At 61.7% G+C, this 15,207-nt stretch carries 18 protein-coding genes; 8 read left to right on the top strand and 10 right to left on the bottom strand.

What is annotated here, in order from left to right; translation table 11 throughout:
* Positions 1–5: 5 nt before the first annotated feature.
* The 3 genes from HGO38_RS20630 to HGO38_RS20620 form a co-directional block, all read right to left on the bottom strand.
* Positions 6–968 carry a 2-hydroxyacid dehydrogenase gene (locus tag HGO38_RS20630; protein WP_250957785.1) on the bottom strand — a complete coding sequence of 321 codons (963 nt, stop codon included), beginning with the start codon at positions 966–968 and terminating at the stop codon, positions 6–8.
* 8 nt (positions 969–976) lie between these two features.
* Positions 977–1,993, bottom strand: coding sequence for a LacI family DNA-binding transcriptional regulator (locus HGO38_RS20625; protein WP_250957784.1), 1,017 nt, complete (start codon positions 1,991–1,993; stop codon positions 977–979).
* Between the two features lie 151 nt (positions 1,994–2,144).
* Positions 2,145–2,636 carry a MarR family winged helix-turn-helix transcriptional regulator gene (locus tag HGO38_RS20620; RefSeq protein WP_250957783.1) on the bottom strand — a complete coding sequence of 164 codons (492 nt, stop codon included), beginning with the start codon at positions 2,634–2,636 and terminating at the stop codon, positions 2,145–2,147.
* A 103-nt stretch (positions 2,637–2,739) separates the two neighbouring features.
* On the opposite strand from HGO38_RS20620, the gene HGO38_RS20615 reads away from it, so the two are divergent.
* The 5 genes from HGO38_RS20615 to HGO38_RS20595 all read left to right on the top strand — a co-directional run bounded on the left by HGO38_RS20615 (position 2,740) and on the right by HGO38_RS20595 (position 6,442).
* Complete coding sequence (locus HGO38_RS20615; RefSeq protein WP_250957782.1) at positions 2,740–3,537, top strand: creatininase family protein; 798 nt, start codon at positions 2,740–2,742, stop codon at positions 3,535–3,537.
* Positions 3,538–3,586: 49 nt separating this feature from the next.
* Positions 3,587–3,844: a type II toxin-antitoxin system Phd/YefM family antitoxin gene (locus HGO38_RS20610; protein WP_250957781.1), complete on the top strand. Its 258-nt coding sequence runs from the start codon at positions 3,587–3,589 to the stop codon at positions 3,842–3,844.
* Positions 3,841–4,233, top strand: a complete 393-nt coding sequence (locus HGO38_RS20605) for a type II toxin-antitoxin system VapC family toxin (protein ID WP_250957780.1) — start codon at positions 3,841–3,843, stop codon at positions 4,231–4,233. Before HGO38_RS20610 ends, HGO38_RS20605 begins: the two co-directional genes overlap by 4 nt.
* A 107-nt stretch (positions 4,234–4,340) precedes the next feature.
* Positions 4,341–5,456, top strand: a complete 1,116-nt coding sequence (locus HGO38_RS20600; protein WP_250957779.1) for a CobW family GTP-binding protein — start codon at positions 4,341–4,343, stop codon at positions 5,454–5,456.
* Positions 5,456–6,442, top strand: coding sequence for a WD40 repeat domain-containing protein (locus HGO38_RS20595; protein WP_250957778.1), 987 nt, complete (start codon positions 5,456–5,458; stop codon positions 6,440–6,442). The genes HGO38_RS20600 and HGO38_RS20595 overlap by 1 nt, the downstream gene beginning before the upstream one ends.
* Before the next feature lie 108 nt (positions 6,443–6,550).
* Here HGO38_RS20595 and HGO38_RS20590 read toward each other — a convergent pair whose 3' ends face one another.
* The 4 genes from HGO38_RS20590 to odc2 form a co-directional block, all read right to left on the bottom strand.
* Positions 6,551–7,045: a chemotaxis protein CheW gene (locus HGO38_RS20590; protein ID WP_250957836.1), complete on the bottom strand. Its 495-nt coding sequence runs from the start codon at positions 7,043–7,045 to the stop codon at positions 6,551–6,553.
* Positions 7,046–7,199: 154 nt separating this feature from the next.
* Complete coding sequence (locus HGO38_RS20585; RefSeq protein WP_250957777.1) at positions 7,200–7,892, bottom strand: OmpW/AlkL family protein; 693 nt, start codon at positions 7,890–7,892, stop codon at positions 7,200–7,202.
* Between the two features lie 371 nt (positions 7,893–8,263).
* Positions 8,264–8,854: a GNAT family N-acetyltransferase gene (locus HGO38_RS20580; RefSeq protein ID WP_250957776.1), complete on the bottom strand. Its 591-nt coding sequence runs from the start codon at positions 8,852–8,854 to the stop codon at positions 8,264–8,266.
* 91 nt (positions 8,855–8,945) lie between these two features.
* On the bottom strand, positions 8,946–10,079 hold the full coding sequence (gene odc2 / locus HGO38_RS20575) for an ornithine/lysine decarboxylase (protein WP_250957775.1): 1,134 nt from the start codon (positions 10,077–10,079) through the stop codon (positions 8,946–8,948).
* Between the two features lie 544 nt (positions 10,080–10,623).
* Between odc2 and HGO38_RS20570 the strand changes: the two genes are divergently transcribed.
* The 3 genes from HGO38_RS20570 to HGO38_RS20560 all read left to right on the top strand — a co-directional run bounded on the left by HGO38_RS20570 (position 10,624) and on the right by HGO38_RS20560 (position 13,304).
* On the top strand, positions 10,624–11,517 hold the full coding sequence (locus tag HGO38_RS20570) for a LysR family transcriptional regulator (RefSeq protein WP_250957774.1): 894 nt from the start codon (positions 10,624–10,626) through the stop codon (positions 11,515–11,517).
* A 78-nt stretch (positions 11,518–11,595) separates the two neighbouring features.
* Positions 11,596–12,240 (top strand): DUF1007 family protein, encoded by a 645-nt coding sequence (locus HGO38_RS20565; protein WP_250957773.1) that lies wholly within the window; start codon positions 11,596–11,598, stop codon positions 12,238–12,240.
* Positions 12,234–13,304: a nickel/cobalt transporter gene (locus tag HGO38_RS20560; RefSeq protein ID WP_250957772.1), complete on the top strand. Its 1,071-nt coding sequence runs from the start codon at positions 12,234–12,236 to the stop codon at positions 13,302–13,304. The genes HGO38_RS20565 and HGO38_RS20560 overlap by 7 nt, the downstream gene beginning before the upstream one ends.
* Before the next feature lie 100 nt (positions 13,305–13,404).
* Here HGO38_RS20560 and HGO38_RS20555 read toward each other — a convergent pair whose 3' ends face one another.
* The 3 genes from HGO38_RS20555 to HGO38_RS20545 form a co-directional block, all read right to left on the bottom strand.
* Entirely contained in the window at positions 13,405–13,617 is a 213-nt protein-coding gene (locus HGO38_RS20555) for a hypothetical protein (RefSeq protein ID WP_250957771.1), read from the bottom strand.
* Positions 13,614–14,306 carry a GNAT family N-acetyltransferase gene (locus HGO38_RS20550; protein WP_250957770.1) on the bottom strand — a complete coding sequence of 231 codons (693 nt, stop codon included), beginning with the start codon at positions 14,304–14,306 and terminating at the stop codon, positions 13,614–13,616. The genes HGO38_RS20555 and HGO38_RS20550 overlap by 4 nt, the downstream gene beginning before the upstream one ends.
* Positions 14,307–14,392: 86 nt before the next feature.
* A complete protein-coding gene (locus tag HGO38_RS20545; RefSeq protein ID WP_250957769.1) occupies positions 14,393–15,097 on the bottom strand; it encodes a tellurite resistance TerB family protein in 705 nt (234 codons plus the stop codon).
* Positions 15,098–15,207: the final 110 nt, after the last annotated feature.

Below are 15,207 nucleotides of genomic sequence, written 5' to 3'. Positions count from 1 at the left end.
CAAAACTACCTTTTCTGCGGCGTTTCCGGAACCGGCGTCAGCACCGTGCCCTTGCCGAACCAGCTGATCAGATTGTCGGCCACCAGATCTGCCATGGCACTGCGCGTCGGCACCGACGCCGAGGCCACATGCGGCAGAAGCGAGGCGTTCGGCAGGTCGATCAGCGCCTGTGGCACTTCCGGCTCCTCCTGAAACACATCGAGCCCTGCGGCAGCGATCGTGCCGTCCTGCAAAGCGGCGATCAGCGCGTCCTCATCGACGCTCCAGCCGCGGCCGACATTGATCAGCACGCCATTGGCCCCAAGCGCCTTCAGCACCGACGCATCGATCGCCTTATGGGTCTCGGCGGTCTTCGGCACGATGCAGATCAGCGTATCGACCGCCGCCGCCAGGTCCAGCAGCGAGGCGTGATAGCCATAGGGGCAATCGGCCTTCGGCCGGCGGGTGTGATAGCTGATCTTGACCTTGAACGGCTCCAGCCGCTTGGCGATCTCGCCGCCGATGCGCCCGAGGCCAAAAAGGCCGACATGGCGGCCGCGCAGCGACAGCGGCGAGAGCGGGAATGGCCCGCTGCTGGCCCAGCGCCCTTCCCGTAGGTAGGTTTCGGCCTGCGGCAATTGCCGGATCGTGTTGATCAGCAGAGCAATGGTGGTGTCGGCCACTTCGTCGTCGAGCACATCGGGTGTATTGGTCACAATGATGCCACGGCTGGCGGCAGCGCCGACATCCACGCCGTCATAGCCGACCCCGAAACTGGCGATGATTTCCAGATTGGGCAGCCGTTCCATCCAGGAAGCCGGAACCGATCCGCCAACCGCAATGCCGCGCACCCGCGTCGCATCCGCCTCGTCAAGCGCCAGCGGAGCACCTTGCGGCGCCGTCAGGATATCGAACTCGGCCTGCAGCCGGTCAAGGACGCGCGAGTGTATCTTGCCCGGCACGAGAATGGCGGGCTTTTGCTGGCTCATGGTCTCTCCTAACGCTTGATGGGTCCGGTCGATTGCCGGATCCGCATTTCCGGCTTGATCAGGTGGATGCCGTCGGGCTCGTGACTGCCGGCCAGCTTATCCAGAAGAGCACGGGCCGCAAGCCGTCCCACCTCGGCCTGGCCATTCCACACCGTCGTCAGCGATGGCGTGGCGATCGAGGCCTCTTCCAGATCGTCATAGCCCGTCACCGAAATATCCCGGCCTGGCGTCAGGCCGGCCCGGGAAATGCCGTTCATCAGGCCGATGGCGACCAGATCGTTCCAGCAGACCGCAGCCGTCGGCTTTTGCGGCAGCGACAGGAAATTCACCGCGGCCTCGAAGCCGCCCTGCTTGGTGCGCGGGCCTGGAATGCGAAGCTCGGGATCCACCTCGATGCCGGCCTTGCGCAGCGCGTTGACATAGCCCTGGTAGCGGTCGCGGCCGGTCGAGGTCTGGTCGGTGCCGCCGATCATGGCGATGGTGCGGTGGCCAAGGCCGATCAGGTGATTGGTGGCCAGCGAGATGCCGTAGCTGTCATCGCCGCGATAGGTCGGCAGGTCGACCCCGTCCATGGAGCGCGCCACAAGGATGGCCGGCATGCCGTTTTCCTCGGCCAGCATGACATCTTCCGGCGGCGTGCCGATGGCCGGCGACATGATCACGCCGTCACCGCCGAGTTGCAGCAGGGTTTCGATGAACATCCGCTGCTTTTCGACGGAATCATAATGGTTCGACAGGATGAAGGTCTGGCGGCTGCGATCAAGTTCGCTTTCGATGGCCTTGAGGATTTCGCCGTAGAACGGGTTCATGATGTCATGAACCACGACGCCGATAATGCCGGAGCGCGACGTTCTGAGACTGGCGGCGCGGCGGTTGTAGATATAGCCGAGGAAGCGCGCCTGTTCCTTGATCTTCTCGCGCGTGTCGGTTGCCACCAGCGGACTGTCGCGCAGGGCCAGCGATATGGTGGCGGTGGACAGGCCGAGGCTCTCGGCGATCGTCGACAGCTTGATTTTCTGTGCCACGTGTCCTCCCACTCGGCAGATCAACCAGGACCTGGCGCCAACCTTAACGCGCAAGCTCGATTAAACATTTTAATTAAACAATTTAATCCCGTTTCGCAATTGCCTTTTTCGTTGGAAATTCAGTGCGCCGGCGCTCCGCCTCCGCGTGCCATTACGGATCACTCGACTGCAGATTGGCCTCCATGGTCGCCAGCAGACGCAACAGCGTCTTCACTTCCTTGCCCGACATGCCGCGCGCCGCATGGCGATCGCAATCGGCCGTCGCCGCTTCGATGCGCTCGGAAGAACTGCGGCCGGTCTCCGTCAGGTACACTTTGGTGAGCCGGGCATCCCGATCATCGGCGCGGCGTTCCAGGAAACCCTGCGCCTCCATGCGGCCGATGGTGCGGGTCATGGTCGGCGCCTTGACGCCAAGCTGTTGGGCCAGCGCACCGGGCGTCTGGCCGTCTTCCGCCGACAGGAGAAGAATGACACCGTCCTGGCCCGCATAAAGCCCGCTGGCCGACAGGCTGCGCGACTGCAGGGTGCGCATGCTGCGCGCCGCCTGGGTAATGGCAGCACCAAGACCGGACAGCGAGACCTCGTCTGCCTCTTTTTTCTTACCCGACTTGTTTTTCTTGTCGCCCTTGTCTTTTTTCGCCATCTTCCCCCCCTGTGCCACCCGCGGCGCATGCTCGGCTATTCCTATGCCGGCTAACGTTTATACCGCCTTAAAAGCAATGTCGAGAATGGGAAATAGACTGCCAATGCACCGCCCCGACCCGCATTTTTCGCAAAACGATCCGCATCTGATGGCGGCCGTCCGGGCGAACTGGATTGCCGTCCTGCCGCTCGGCGCCCATGAGCAGCACGGGCCGCATCTGCCCTTCAACACCGACACGCTGATTGCCGCAGGCCTGGTGCAAAGGCTGATTGCCGCCCTGCCCGCCGACCTGCCGGCAACCTTCCTGCCGGCAGAGCCGATCGGCTATTCGATCGAGCATATGGACGTGGCCGGCACGCGCACGCTCGCCTTCGACGAAGCGGTGTTTCGCTGGCTCGGCATTGCCGAGACCCTGTCGCGCCAGGGCATCCGCAAATTCGTGATGCTCAACGCCCATGGCGGCAATGCGCCGCTGATGACGATTGTCGCGACCGAAGCCCGGGTGCGTTTTGGCATGCTGGCGGTCGCTACAAGCTGGACCCGGTTCGGCCAGCCGGACGGCTGGATCAGCCCGAGCGACAAGGCGGTCGACATCCATGGCGGCGATATCGAGACCTCTGTCATGCTGGCCTTGCATCCGGACAAGGTCGATAGGGACAAGGCCGCCGATTTCTCCTCCCGGCAGTCCGAATTCGCCGCCAAGTTCAAGTATCTGCGCGCCTATGGGCCGCATGCCTTCGGCTGGAAGATGTCGGACCTCAACCCCGACGGCGTGGCCGGCAATGCGGCGGCGGCGACCGTCGAAAAAGGCGAAAGCCTCATCGCCCATGCGGTGAAGGGCATCATCGATCTGCTGCGGGATGTCGATCGGTTTGATATGAGCGCTCTGCAAGGCAATTGAAACAATCGGCCTGAGACGATATCCTACGAGTGTCGACAGGAGCGTTGCGATGCAGGTTTCCATCACTGAAGCAAAAGCCAATCTGGCGGATCTTCTGCACCGAGCCGAAGCCGGCGAGGAGGTCATCGTGACCCGTCGCGGCAAACAGATTGCGCGCATAGTCGCCGTTCGACCGTCACTGACGACAGAGCAACGGCGGGCAATCATTGAAGAGGTGCGAGCCATGGCTCCGCCCACGAAACCGGGCGGACCGCCGGCCGCTCGAAGCCAGGACTTCCTGTATGACGAGGACGGTCTGCCAGGATGATCGTCATCGACACCTCGGCCTTGATCGCGATCGTGACCAACGAAAGCGCGGCTGCTGCGTGTCAGGCCATTCTGGAGAAATCCGACACACAGATTTTCATCTCGGCTGCGACGCTGACGGAAACATTGATCGTCGCAGGCCGCAAGGGCTGCCTGCCGGGCCTGACCAAACTGATCGAGCGCTTTCCCTTCACCTCCATCGACGTGACCGAAGAATTTGCGTCCCGCGCTGCCTCCGCCTATGCCCGCTGGGGCAAGGGCATTCATCCCGCCAGCCTGAATTTTGGTGACTGCTTTGCCTATGCGCTAGCCGAGATGCTGGCCTGCCCGCTTCTCTATGTCGGAGATGACTTTGCCCGAACGGACGTAATATACGCTCTGACTGCGTGATCGGCATCGCCCAACAAAACCCTTTGAACTCAAGCGCGGCTACGCCTATATGGAGGTAATACCATAACAGGGCGCGTCGCCGCCCATTCCATCGATCGAGGGTTTCCATGACCGAAACTGCTGCCATCAAGCCTATTCCCGTGACCGTTCTGACCGGCTATCTCGGCGCCGGCAAGACGACGCTGCTGAACCGCATCCTGTCGGAAAACCACGGCAAGAAATATGCTGTCATCGTCAACGAATTCGGCGAGATCGGCATCGACAACGACCTGATCGTCGAATCGGACGAAGAAATCTATGAGATGAACAATGGCTGCGTCTGCTGCACGGTGCGCGGCGACCTGATCCGCGTCGTCGAAGGCCTGATGCGCCGCCCCGACCGCTTCGACGGCATCATCGTCGAAACCACAGGCCTTGCCGATCCGGTGCCGGTCGCCCAGACCTTTTTCATGGACGACGATGTGCGCGCCAAGACCGAACTCGACGCCGTCGTGGCGCTGGTCGACGCCAAGCACCTGCCGCTGCGCCTGAAGGACAGCCGCGAGGCTGAAGACCAGATCGCCTTCGCCGACGTCGTGGTGATCAACAAGGTGGACCTCGTCAGCCACGCCGAACTGCACCACATCCAGGACATCGTGCGCGCCATCAACCCTTCGGCCCGCATTTATACGACAACCCGTTCGGGCGTCGATCTGAGCAAGGTCCTGAACCAAGGCGCCTTCAACCTGGAGCGGGCCCTTGAAAACGATCCGCATTTCCTCGACCATGACGACCCGGACCACGTCTGCGGCCCCGATTGCGGCCATGACCACGGGCACGATCATCACGACCATGGTCATGACCATCATGATCATCACCACCATGACCACGATCATGCGCACGGCCATGATCAGCACGATCACGCACCCTCGGCGATCCACGACGTCACCGTCGTCTCGGTGTCGCTGCGCGGCGGCGAGATGAACCCGGATCGTTTTTTCCCCTGGATTCAGAAGGTAACGCAGACGCAAGGCCCGAACATCCTGCGGCTCAAAGGCATCATCGCCTTCAAGGGCGACGCGGAACGCTATGTCGTGCAGGGCGTGCACATGATCATCGAAGGCGACCACCAGCGCGCCTGGAAGGATGGCGAGAAGCATGAAAGCCGACTGGTGTTCATCGGTCGCGATCTCGATCGTGAAAAGCTGGAAAAGAGCTTCCACGCCTGCGAGGCCGCTGCCTGATGCCGACGGTTGCTCCGCTTGATCTTGAAGGCCATGTGCTGACGGCCAGTTTTCTCGGCGATATCCCGGTTTTTGCCACCTCCGCCGGCACCATCCACCGCCTCGATGGCGGCGAGAAGGTGACGGAACTGTATCAGGGTCTGCTGACCTGCGTCAAGGACGCCGCCAACCAGACCCTGCTGACCGGCGGCGAAGACGGCAAGGTCAAGCGTATCGCCCATGACGGCACGGTGAGCGAACTGGCCCATGTGCCGCGCAAGTGGATTTCCGTGGTCGCCAGCGGCCCGCAGGGCGCCGTGGCCTATGCCATCGGCAAGACGATCTACGTGCGGCTGGCGGACGGCACGGTCAAGGAATTCAGCGAGGAACGCACGGTCGAAGGTCTCGACTTCGCGCCAAAAGGCCTGCGTGTCGCGGCCGCCCGCTACAATGGCGTGACGCTGCATTGGGTCGGCACATCGGGCGCGCCGGTCGATCTGGAATGGAAGGGCGCCCATACCGGCGTCACCTTCTCGCCGGACGGCCGCTTCGTCGTCACCACCATGCAGGAAAATGCCCTGCATGGCTGGAAGCTTGACAGCAAAGCCTCCGAAAGCCGCCATATGCGCATGACCGGCTATCCGGCCAAGGTGAAGTCGCTGTCCTGGTCGATCAAGGGCAAGTGGCTTGCCTCCTCCGGCGCGCCGGCCGCCATCGTCTGGCCGTTTTCCGGCAAGGACGGCCCGATGGGCAAGGCACCGCTCGAACTGGGAACCCGGTCCAATATCATGGTCAGCCAGGTTGCCTTCCATCCCGTCGAGGAAGTGCTGGCGATCGGCTTCATCGACGGCATGATCCTGGCGGTGCGGATTGCCGACGGCAAGGAGGCGCTGCTGCGCCGGCCCGGCAAGGGCGCCATCACCTCGCTGGCCTGGAGCGCTACCGGCAAGCTGATGGCCTTTGCCTCGGAAGCCGGCGACTGCGGCATCGTCGATATCGCGGCATAGCCGAGGGCGGGCGGTATCGCGCCGCCGGCACATCACGACAGCACAACGCAAAATGGCGGCCTTCGGGCCGCCCTTTTTTTGCATCGTCTGCGGCTTGCTGCCGTTCGTTCAGAATTCTTCCCAGCCTGCACCGGCGCCGCCACCACCGCCACCGCTGGCGATATTGAGGCTTGCGGCGAACAGTTCTTCCAGATTGAGGAAGCAGATCATCGTATCCTGATGGGCCAGAATGCCTTCGGAAAACTTGGCGGCCTGACCGGCGCTCTGGGGTACGGGTTGCAGGCTTTCGGCGGGAACGGTCAAGATATCCGACACGCCTTCGACCAAAAGGCCGAGCGTCATATTGTTGACGTCGGTGACGATGATGGCGCTTCGCTCGGAGGCCTCGGTGCCCTGCATGCCGAGCTTGACGGCAAGATCGATGATCGGGATCACCGTGCCGCGCAGGTTGATCACCCCCAGCACCTCGTAGGGCGCGTGCGGTATGGGGGTCACCGGCGCCCAGCCGCGAATCTCGCGGATCGAGCGCGTCTTGACGCAGAAGGATTGGTCATTGAGCCGGAAAGCAATGATTTCCAAGGAAACGGCAGCACTGGCGGTCATGTTCACGCAACGATCCTCGCGATGTCGAGTATGGGTATTGCCTTATATGTGCCGAATCTGGTGCAAGGCTGGCTTTCTCGCCCACAAGCATGACCTCCAATAACGAAAACGGCCACCCGAAAGCGGCCGTTGCTATGCGCGGTGTGCGCAAGGACTAGAAGCGGTAGGTGATACCGGTGCCGATCAGCCAGGGATCGAGCTTGGCCTTGCCGGTATATTTCGTGCCGCCGATCGTCGTCTCGTAATCGGCTTCGAGGAACAGCTTCTTGACGTCGAAGTTGACGCCCCAATGGTCGTTGATCATGTAGTCGAAGCCGACCTGCAGGGCGCCGCCGAACGTGTCCTCGACATTGAGATCCGAAGCGGCAGAGCCCGACTGGTTGTAGAATATGGTGTAGTTCACGCCCGCGCCGACATAGGGCTTGAAGGCGCCGAAATCGGTGAAGTGATACTGCAGGGTCAGCGTCGGCGGTAGAACCCAGGTCTTGCCGATCTTGCCGAGTGCCGCAAGGGTGCCCTCACCGTCGATATTGGCATAGGTTGTGCCGAGAATGAGTTCTGCGGCAATATTGTCGGTGAAATAATAGGAGATATCCAGCTCAGGGATGACGCTGTCGCTGTAGGACAGATCGGAGCCGGCAACGCCATCGACCGAACCTTCGTCATTGGTGATCACGCCAAGACCACGAACGCGGATCTGCCAAGGGCTCTGCGGTGCCAGCGACTGGGCTTCCGGCGCAGCATCCACGACCGGCGCGAGATCCGCCGCCATGGCCGCCTGGCCCAGCAGCACGAATGCGGCAGTTGCGGCAAGGGCGGCGACCCGCCCGGTCCTAATCTTTGTCATGTGTCTCTCCTGATCAAATTCTTGCTTAACGCAGGGAGAAACTATCGCCGGGGCCGCGGACAAGTACTTGATGCAAATCAATATATTTCTCATTTGACATCTTCGGACGCCTTTGCCTTCGGATTGTCACAATTTCGCAACGCTCAGGTTTGACGAAGTTCAATTGCGAACCGCCCAAGGCAGCCCTGTGGAACTTTATTGCGTGCAAAGCGCCGAAACCGGCATGCCGGGGCGAATCGAATTGTGGCGCAATCCGACACCAACGCCCGCCCTCGGCACCGTCCACGGAGAATCGGCAACGCAAAGAGGACGGCGGACCCATCGCGATCCACCGTCCTCGACGATCATCGAGAGAGAGAGAGAGCTGGCTGTCAGGCAGCCTTGCGCTGCGGCACCTGGGCGAGCTTGCGGCCGCTGGCCACCACCATGCCGGCCACGCCTTGAAGCCAGCCGGCCTTGAGTTCCAGCGCCAGGAAGCGCGCCCGCGCAAACGGACCCGGCATGACCAGGTGCTGCGCCTTTTCGGCAAAGAAGCCGAAACGCTCGTAATAGGCGGCATCGCCGACCAGCAGAACGGCGCCATGGCCACGCTTCTTGGCTTCCACAAGGGCGGCGCGCATCAGTGCCGAGCCGATACCCTTGCCGCCATGGCTTCCGTCGACCGCAAGGGGACCGAGCAGCAGCGCATCGACGGCATTGCCATCGCGGCTGATGCCGGCCTCGACATTCCACAGGCGAACTGTGCCGATCACATGGCCCTTGCGGTCGCGCGCCACCAGCGCCAGGCCATCGGCCGGCACGCGACCGTGGCGAATGCGCTCGGAAGACTTCTGACGGCGATCAGCACCCATGGCGCGGTCAAGCAGCGCTTCGCGCGCCACGACGTCAGCCGGCGTTTCGGAATCGATGACAAAGGCGGCCGGCACGAAAAAAGCGCGCACGGTATCGAGAACAGCGGCCATAGCGGCCTCCCGTAGCAAGATGTGTTTCGAATAATGGTGGATTACGCCGCGCCGGGGATCCGGCGCGGTCGTCGGGTGATCGGGGAAATCCTCAGATCACATAGGTCTTCAACGGATCGAAACCGTTGAAGGCGACCGCCGAATAGGTGGTCGTGTAGGCGCCGGTGCCTTCGATCAGAACCTCGTCACCGATCGTCAGGGAGACCGGCAGCGGATACATGTTCTTCTCGTACATCACGTCGGCGCTGTCGCAGGTCGGACCGGCCAGAACGCAGGGTTCCATCGCATCGGCATCGCGGATCGTGCGGATCGGATAGCGGATGGCTTCGTCCATGGTCTCGGCCAGACCGCCGAACTTGCCGATGTCGAGAAACACCCAGCGATGCTCGTCATTGTCCGACTTCTTCGAGATCAGCACGACTTCCGCCTTGATCACGCCGGCATTGCCGACCATGCCGCGGCCCGGTTCGATGATGGTCTGCGGAATGTTGTTGCCGAAATGCTTGCGCAGCGAGCCGGCAATGGCCTGACCATAGGCTTCTGCGGACGGAATGTCGCGCAGGTACTTGGTCGGGAAACCGCCACCCATGTTGACCATCTTCAAGACGATGCCCTGCTTGGCCAGCGACGCGAAGACCCGCTTGGCATCGGCAAGCGCCGAATCCCAGGCATCGACCTTGGTCATCTGCGAGCCGACATGGAAGGACACGCCGAAGCTTTCCAGGCCCAGCTGATGGGCATAGACCAGCACATCGACGGCCATCTGCGGCACGCAGCCGAACTTGCGGCTGAGCGGCCATTCGGCGCCGTCACCATCGGTGAGAACGCGGCAGAACACACGGGCGCCGGGAGCGGCACGGGCGATCTTCTCGACTTCCTCATGGCTGTCGACGGCATAGAGATTGATGCCGAGCGCATGGGCGCGCGCGATATCGCGTTCCTTCTTGATGGTGTTGCCGAAGGAAATGCGGGCAGGCGTCGCACCGGCGTCGAGTGCCATCTGGATTTCGGCAACCGAAGCGCAGTCGAAGTTCGAACCGAGCGAGGCGAGCAGCGCCAGAACCTGCGGCTCCGGGTTGGCCTTCACGGCATAATAGATCGCGCTGTCCGGCAGAGCGTGACGAAACGCGCCGTAGTTTTCGCGAACAACATCGAGGTCGACCACAAGGCAAGGACCTTCGGGACGTCGGGTGTTGATGAAGTCGAGGATGCGTGCAGTGGTCATGGTCGAATTCCCTAGTGTTCCAAGCTCCAGCACGAGCTGGAGGACAAAGGGCATACGGGCGTGCGATCAAGGAACCAGCCGGTGGAGACCCCGGATCCTCAACACGCGCTCGATGCGCAAATGATGAACAGCTCCCCGGCCAGGGGAATCAGTTCGGCTTTGTCTGCCATGGATTGGAGGGGATACCCGACCGCACTTCCGGCAATGATGGTGTGCCTCTTCAAAATCCCCAGCTGATGGAAAGCCGGGAGAGAACAAAAAGGCCCGCACCGTCGTTGCTTCGTATGTCCTCGCATTATCCGGTTGGCCGGAATAGCGACTGGAGGGGTTAATTCCAGGTACCTTACCGATGACCTCACCTTAGGGATAAATCCCATTTCGAGGGTCGGCGGACACACACGGGCACGTGCGACTTTGGGCTGAGAGGGAGATAAGAACATTCGGCGTCATAATCAAGAGTTTTTTTGATCAGCCGGCACAAAAACAATTGAACGAGTTAGGCGAACTGTTCAGTATATGGAGACAGCCTGCGAGGAGACGCCTGATGGATACCCTGACACGGATTAGAGCATTCATCGACGTGGTCGACGCTGAAGGCTTTTCCGCCGCCGCTCGCAAGACCGGCCGCTCCAAGGCGCTGCTGTCGAAATATGTGCGCGAACTGGAAGACGAACTGGGCGCCCTGCTGCTGAACCGCACCACGCGGCAGTTCTCGATGACCGAGGCGGGCCACACCTATTACCGCACCGCCGCCGACATCCTCAAAGAGATCGACAACCTTGCCGACCTGGTGCGCGAGAACAATGCCGATCTCAAGGGCAAGCTGAAGATCACCGTGCCACGCACCTTCATCGATGCCGACGTCGGCCAGTCGCTGATCGATTTCGCCAAGGAGAACCCGGATCTGGCGCTGGAGATCGTCGCGGAAGATCGATTCGTCGACCTGATCGAAGAAGGCTTCGACCTCGCCATCCGCATCACCAAGCTGGACGATTCCGGCATGATCGCCCGCAAGCTGTCCGATTTCCGCGTCTATGCCTGCGCCACGCCGGCCTTCCTGGAACAATATGGCCCCCTCACCCACCCGCAGGACCTCTCCAAGGTGCCGTTCCTGGTCGACACCAATTCCCGCAACCACAATTCGGTGCGCTTCTTCGAGCCGGACGGCGGCGCGATTTCCGTCGCCGTCACCGGCCCGATCGAAGTCAACAGTCCGCAGGCCACACTGCGTGCCGCCCTGACGGGCCTGGGTGTCGCCATCATCCCGGACTTCATCGTCAAGCCGCATCTCGACAGCGGTGCGTTGATCTCGTTGTTCGACGACTATCTGCCGGCCAATCGCGGCATCTATGCGATCTATCCCCATCGCCGCTACCTGCCGGCCAAGGTGCGCGTACTGGTCGATTTTCTGTATGGCTGGTTTCGGCGCAATGCCTGAGCGAAGGCCGATGGGTCGTATTTCCGTCCCATTTTTCGGCAATGCAAAGGCCCAGTCAAAACGGGCAAAGCACGGCACATGACCAGACGATCCTCTATCCTCCTGGCCGGTTTGCTGGCGCTCACGCCCCTGTCGGCAAGCGCCCATCCGCACATCTTTGCCGAAGCCCGGCTCGAAGTGATCGCCGGCACGGATGGCAATGTCTCGGAACTGCGCAATGTCTGGCGCTTCGATGATATCTTCTCCTCCAGCGTGCTGATGGATTTCGACACCAATACCGACCTGAAGCTCGATCACGACGAGTTGCAGGAAATCGCCAAGACGATCCGCGAATCGCTCGGCGACTACGGTTATTTCACCTTCATCACCAGCAATGGCGCCGCCGTTCCGGTCGGCAAGCCCGACACGTTCAACGTCGACTTCAAGGACAACCAGCTTCTGGTCTTCTTCACCATCAAGCCGGAAAAGCCGCTGGCCATCAAAGGCAACTTAAGCTTCGGCGTGCATGACCCGACGCTTTATACCGCGATCGATTTTTCGACCGACGAGGCCATGGCCGTCGAAGGCGACGGCTTCAAGTCCTGCAAGCACAAGGTGGTGCGGCCCGATCCCGACGAGGTGATTGCCCAGAACCAGTCGAACCTCACCGAAGCCTTCTTCAACGATCCGGCCGGCACCGACAAGGGCAAGCTGTTTGCCACACGGCTGGAACTGACATGCTGACCGTTGGCAGGATCACCCGTCTCGCCGCTCTCGGCCTTCTGCTGGGATTGTCCGCCACTCTTGCCCATGCCGCCTCGCCGCTTGGCATCGGCACGGCCGAGCCATCCTTCCAGGTTACCGGTCCGTTCGGCGGAGTGCTTGCCTGGATCAACACCAACCAACAGGCCTTCTACCGTGCCCTGACCGGCGCGCTCAAAGCCATGCGCGACAATCCCGCCCATCTCGCCACCCTGATCGGCCTGTCCTTTGCCTATGGCGTCTTCCATGCCGCAGGCCCTGGCCATGGCAAGGCGGTGATCTCCTCCTACATGATCGCCAACGAAACGGAACTGAAGCGCGGCATTCTCATTTCCTTCGTCTCCGCCATGCTGCAGGGCGTCGTTGCCATTGCGCTGGTAGGCTTCGCCTATCTCCTGTTGCGCGGCACGTCGATTTCCATGACCGATGCCACCCAGGCGATGGAGATCGCCAGTTTTGGCCTGATCATCGCCTTCGGCGTCTGGCTGCTGGTGAAAAAGCTCAAAGGTTTGGCGCCCCCCCGCCGTCTGGCGATGGGCCGCATGCCGGTGAGCGCCGGCCTGTTCGACAATGCCACCCCCGGCTTGGCCAGGACGGGCACGACAGGCCTCACCTTTCAGGCCGTGGCGATCAGCCATGATCACGAAGCCCTGTCGCCCGGCTCCCCCTGCCCGGACTGCGGCATAACCCATCTGCCGGACCCAAAACTGCTGGGTGCACAGGATTTCAAGCTGCGCGAAGCCTGGTCAGCGGTCATCGCCGTCGGTCTCAGGCCCTGTTCCGGCGCGCTGCTGGTCATGACCTTCGCACTGCTGAACGGGCTTTATCTGGGTGGCGTTCTGTCGGTCTTTGCCATGGCGGTCGGAACGGCGATCACCGTCTCAGCGCTCGCCGCCGTCGCGGTGACAGCCAAGGACATCGCCGTGCGCCTGTCCGGACCGGGCTCGCCGACTGCGCGACGGGTGGCCACAGGGCTCGAAATCGCCGGCGCCCTGCTGGTGATCCTGATGGGCGCCCTGCTGTTGGCGGCCGCTCTTCAGTCCTAAAGCATGTCGCCCGAAAGTGCGCAGCGGTTCCGGGACAACGACATGCGACAAAACAAAGAGATAAAGCGTGAGGAGCGAATCTGAAAGATCGCGACACGCTTTAAGATTTGTGGCGGCGTTGGTAACGGGCCCGGAACCAGAAGATCAGAAAGAACGACAGCACGCAGACCGAGCCGAAGGCCGCCGCCAGAATGGTCGAGAACTGGGCGATCCACAGGACGATTTTCGGCATCACGAACAGCAGCAGGCCGACGCCAATCAGGATGACGGCCGCAGCGATGGCTGAAGACCGGTCGTTGCTGGATTTGCTCATGAGTGTGCTCCGGACTTCATTGCGGCCCGGATATCCTCCAGGCGGCGGACCTGCTGGCCCTTGTCGTCAAAATTATCCGGCGAAAGCCAGGCCTCGAAGGCTGCATTCACCACAGGCCATTCGCTGTCGATGATCGAAAACCAGGCCGTGTCGCGATTGCCGCCCTTGGAGATCATGTGCTGGCGAAACACGCCTTCGAAGGTGAAGCCGTAGCGTAGCGCCGTCACCTTGCTCGGCTGGTTATCGTTGTGGCATTTCCATTCGTAGCGCCGATATCCGAGATCCTCGAAGACGTGCTTGGCCATCAGGTAGTGCACTTCGGTGGACAGCGGCGTGCGGCTCATCGCCGGCCCATGCGCCACGCCGCCGATCTCGACCACGCCATTGGCCGGATCGGCGCGCATGTAATTGGCCATGCCGACGATCTGCCCGCTCGCCTTGTTGCGGAACACATGGGTGAGCCAGCCGCCCTTCTTCATGGCGTCGAGCCAGGCGCCGAAATCCTCGATGCCGCCGAAATCGTCATTGCTGAAATAGGTCAGCAGCGGATTGATCGCCATGCCGCCAAGCCCGTCCCACAGATCCTGCAGATGCAGGTCCCGGTCATAGGGCTCGATGGTCACGAAACGGCCGGACAGGCTGACCGGTTTGGGGGCCGGGCAGCCCTTGAAGGTGGAAAGATCGCGCATGATTATCCCTGACATCTCATCGTCAGAGGATTAGGCCAGCCGCCCTGCAAAGGCAACCGGCCATCATAGCGCTTGCACGCCTGAGATCAGACCTTGGCCGCCGAGACGGTCGCCTCGATATGATCGACCAGCGCGTCCGGCAGAGCCAGGCGGCCGGCGAGCAGATCGAGATAGCCGCGCTCGGCACGGGTGTCAGGATCGATCGCCAGGCGCGACGCGGTATAGAGTTCGACCTTCTGCTCCTCGGTGACGGCGGCGGCCACCAGTGCATCGATGTCGGTCGGCTCGCTCAATTCCTTCTCGATGAAGGCCTCCGCTTCCGCGCCGATGCCCGACAGATGCACCTTGCCCATGATATTGGCCCGTTCGGCCGCGTCGATATGACCATCGGCTTTCGCAGCCGCGATCATGGCGCGCACAAGGGCCAGAGCAAAGTCGTTGGTGGCAGCCGGCGCCTCAAGGCTGAACGGCGAATCGGCCGGCGGCGGCAGGATCTCCGGGAGAGCCGGCAGATGGTCGTTGTTGGTTTCGGGCTGCTGGCCGGACTTGTAGTTTTTGTAAGCCGCATAGCCAAGACCGGCAATCGCCGCCATGCCGCCGATCTTCAGCGCATTGGCGGCCAGCGACCGGCCGGTCTTGGTGCCCAGCACAGCTGCCACGATCGCGCCGGATGCAAGCGGATTATTCTTGGCGGTCTGCACCGCGTCGCCTGCCCGCTGCCGCACGGATCCGCCCGCCATCGGTATTTGCGAACCGAGAAATTGGTCAAGCAGCTTCTTCGCATCGAACATTCGTCATATCTCCTGGCCGTTTTGATAGGTCAGGAGGTAAATAGGAACGGCGAAGGGCAATTGCAAAGACAAGCGGCCGGCTTGCGACAAGCCGGCCTGATTTCAAGCGA

It is taken from the genome of Rhizobium sp. CG5, assembly GCF_023701945.1.
Lineage (GTDB): Bacteria > Pseudomonadota > Alphaproteobacteria > Rhizobiales > Rhizobiaceae > Allorhizobium.
This window is presented reverse-complemented; position numbering and strand designations above follow the sequence as displayed.

What these genes read in the sequence shown, in the direction of transcription:
- HGO38_RS20560 (WP_250957772.1), top strand. Translation starts at nt 12,234, where the DNA reads ATGCTGACCGTTGGCAGGATCACCCGTCTCGCCGCTCTCGGCCTTCTG.
- odc2 (WP_250957775.1), bottom strand. Translation starts at nt 10,079, where the DNA reads ATGACCACTGCACGCATCCTCGACTTCATCAACACCCGACGTCCCGAA.
- HGO38_RS20615 (WP_250957782.1), top strand. Translation starts at nt 2,740, where the DNA reads ATGCACCGCCCCGACCCGCATTTTTCGCAAAACGATCCGCATCTGATG.
- HGO38_RS20565 (WP_250957773.1), top strand. Translation starts at nt 11,596, where the DNA reads ATGACCAGACGATCCTCTATCCTCCTGGCCGGTTTGCTGGCGCTCACG.
- HGO38_RS20570 (WP_250957774.1), top strand. Translation starts at nt 10,624, where the DNA reads ATGGATACCCTGACACGGATTAGAGCATTCATCGACGTGGTCGACGCT.
- HGO38_RS20605 (WP_250957780.1), top strand. Translation starts at nt 3,841, where the DNA reads ATGATCGTCATCGACACCTCGGCCTTGATCGCGATCGTGACCAACGAA.
- HGO38_RS20555 (WP_250957771.1), bottom strand. Translation starts at nt 13,617, where the DNA reads ATGAGCAAATCCAGCAACGACCGGTCTTCAGCCATCGCTGCGGCCGTC.
- HGO38_RS20610 (WP_250957781.1), top strand. Translation starts at nt 3,587, where the DNA reads ATGCAGGTTTCCATCACTGAAGCAAAAGCCAATCTGGCGGATCTTCTG.
- HGO38_RS20545 (WP_250957769.1), bottom strand. Translation starts at nt 15,097, where the DNA reads ATGTTCGATGCGAAGAAGCTGCTTGACCAATTTCTCGGTTCGCAAATA.
- HGO38_RS20630 (WP_250957785.1), bottom strand. Translation starts at nt 968, where the DNA reads ATGAGCCAGCAAAAGCCCGCCATTCTCGTGCCGGGCAAGATACACTCG.
- HGO38_RS20580 (WP_250957776.1), bottom strand. Translation starts at nt 8,854, where the DNA reads ATGGCCGCTGTTCTCGATACCGTGCGCGCTTTTTTCGTGCCGGCCGCC.
- HGO38_RS20620 (WP_250957783.1), bottom strand. Translation starts at nt 2,636, where the DNA reads ATGGCGAAAAAAGACAAGGGCGACAAGAAAAACAAGTCGGGTAAGAAA.
- HGO38_RS20600 (WP_250957779.1), top strand. Translation starts at nt 4,341, where the DNA reads ATGACCGAAACTGCTGCCATCAAGCCTATTCCCGTGACCGTTCTGACC.
- HGO38_RS20595 (WP_250957778.1), top strand. Translation starts at nt 5,456, where the DNA reads ATGCCGACGGTTGCTCCGCTTGATCTTGAAGGCCATGTGCTGACGGCC.
- HGO38_RS20585 (WP_250957777.1), bottom strand. Translation starts at nt 7,892, where the DNA reads ATGACAAAGATTAGGACCGGGCGGGTCGCCGCCCTTGCCGCAACTGCC.
- HGO38_RS20590 (WP_250957836.1), bottom strand. Translation starts at nt 7,045, where the DNA reads ATGACCGCCAGTGCTGCCGTTTCCTTGGAAATCATTGCTTTCCGGCTC.
- HGO38_RS20550 (WP_250957770.1), bottom strand. Translation starts at nt 14,306, where the DNA reads ATGCGCGATCTTTCCACCTTCAAGGGCTGCCCGGCCCCCAAACCGGTC.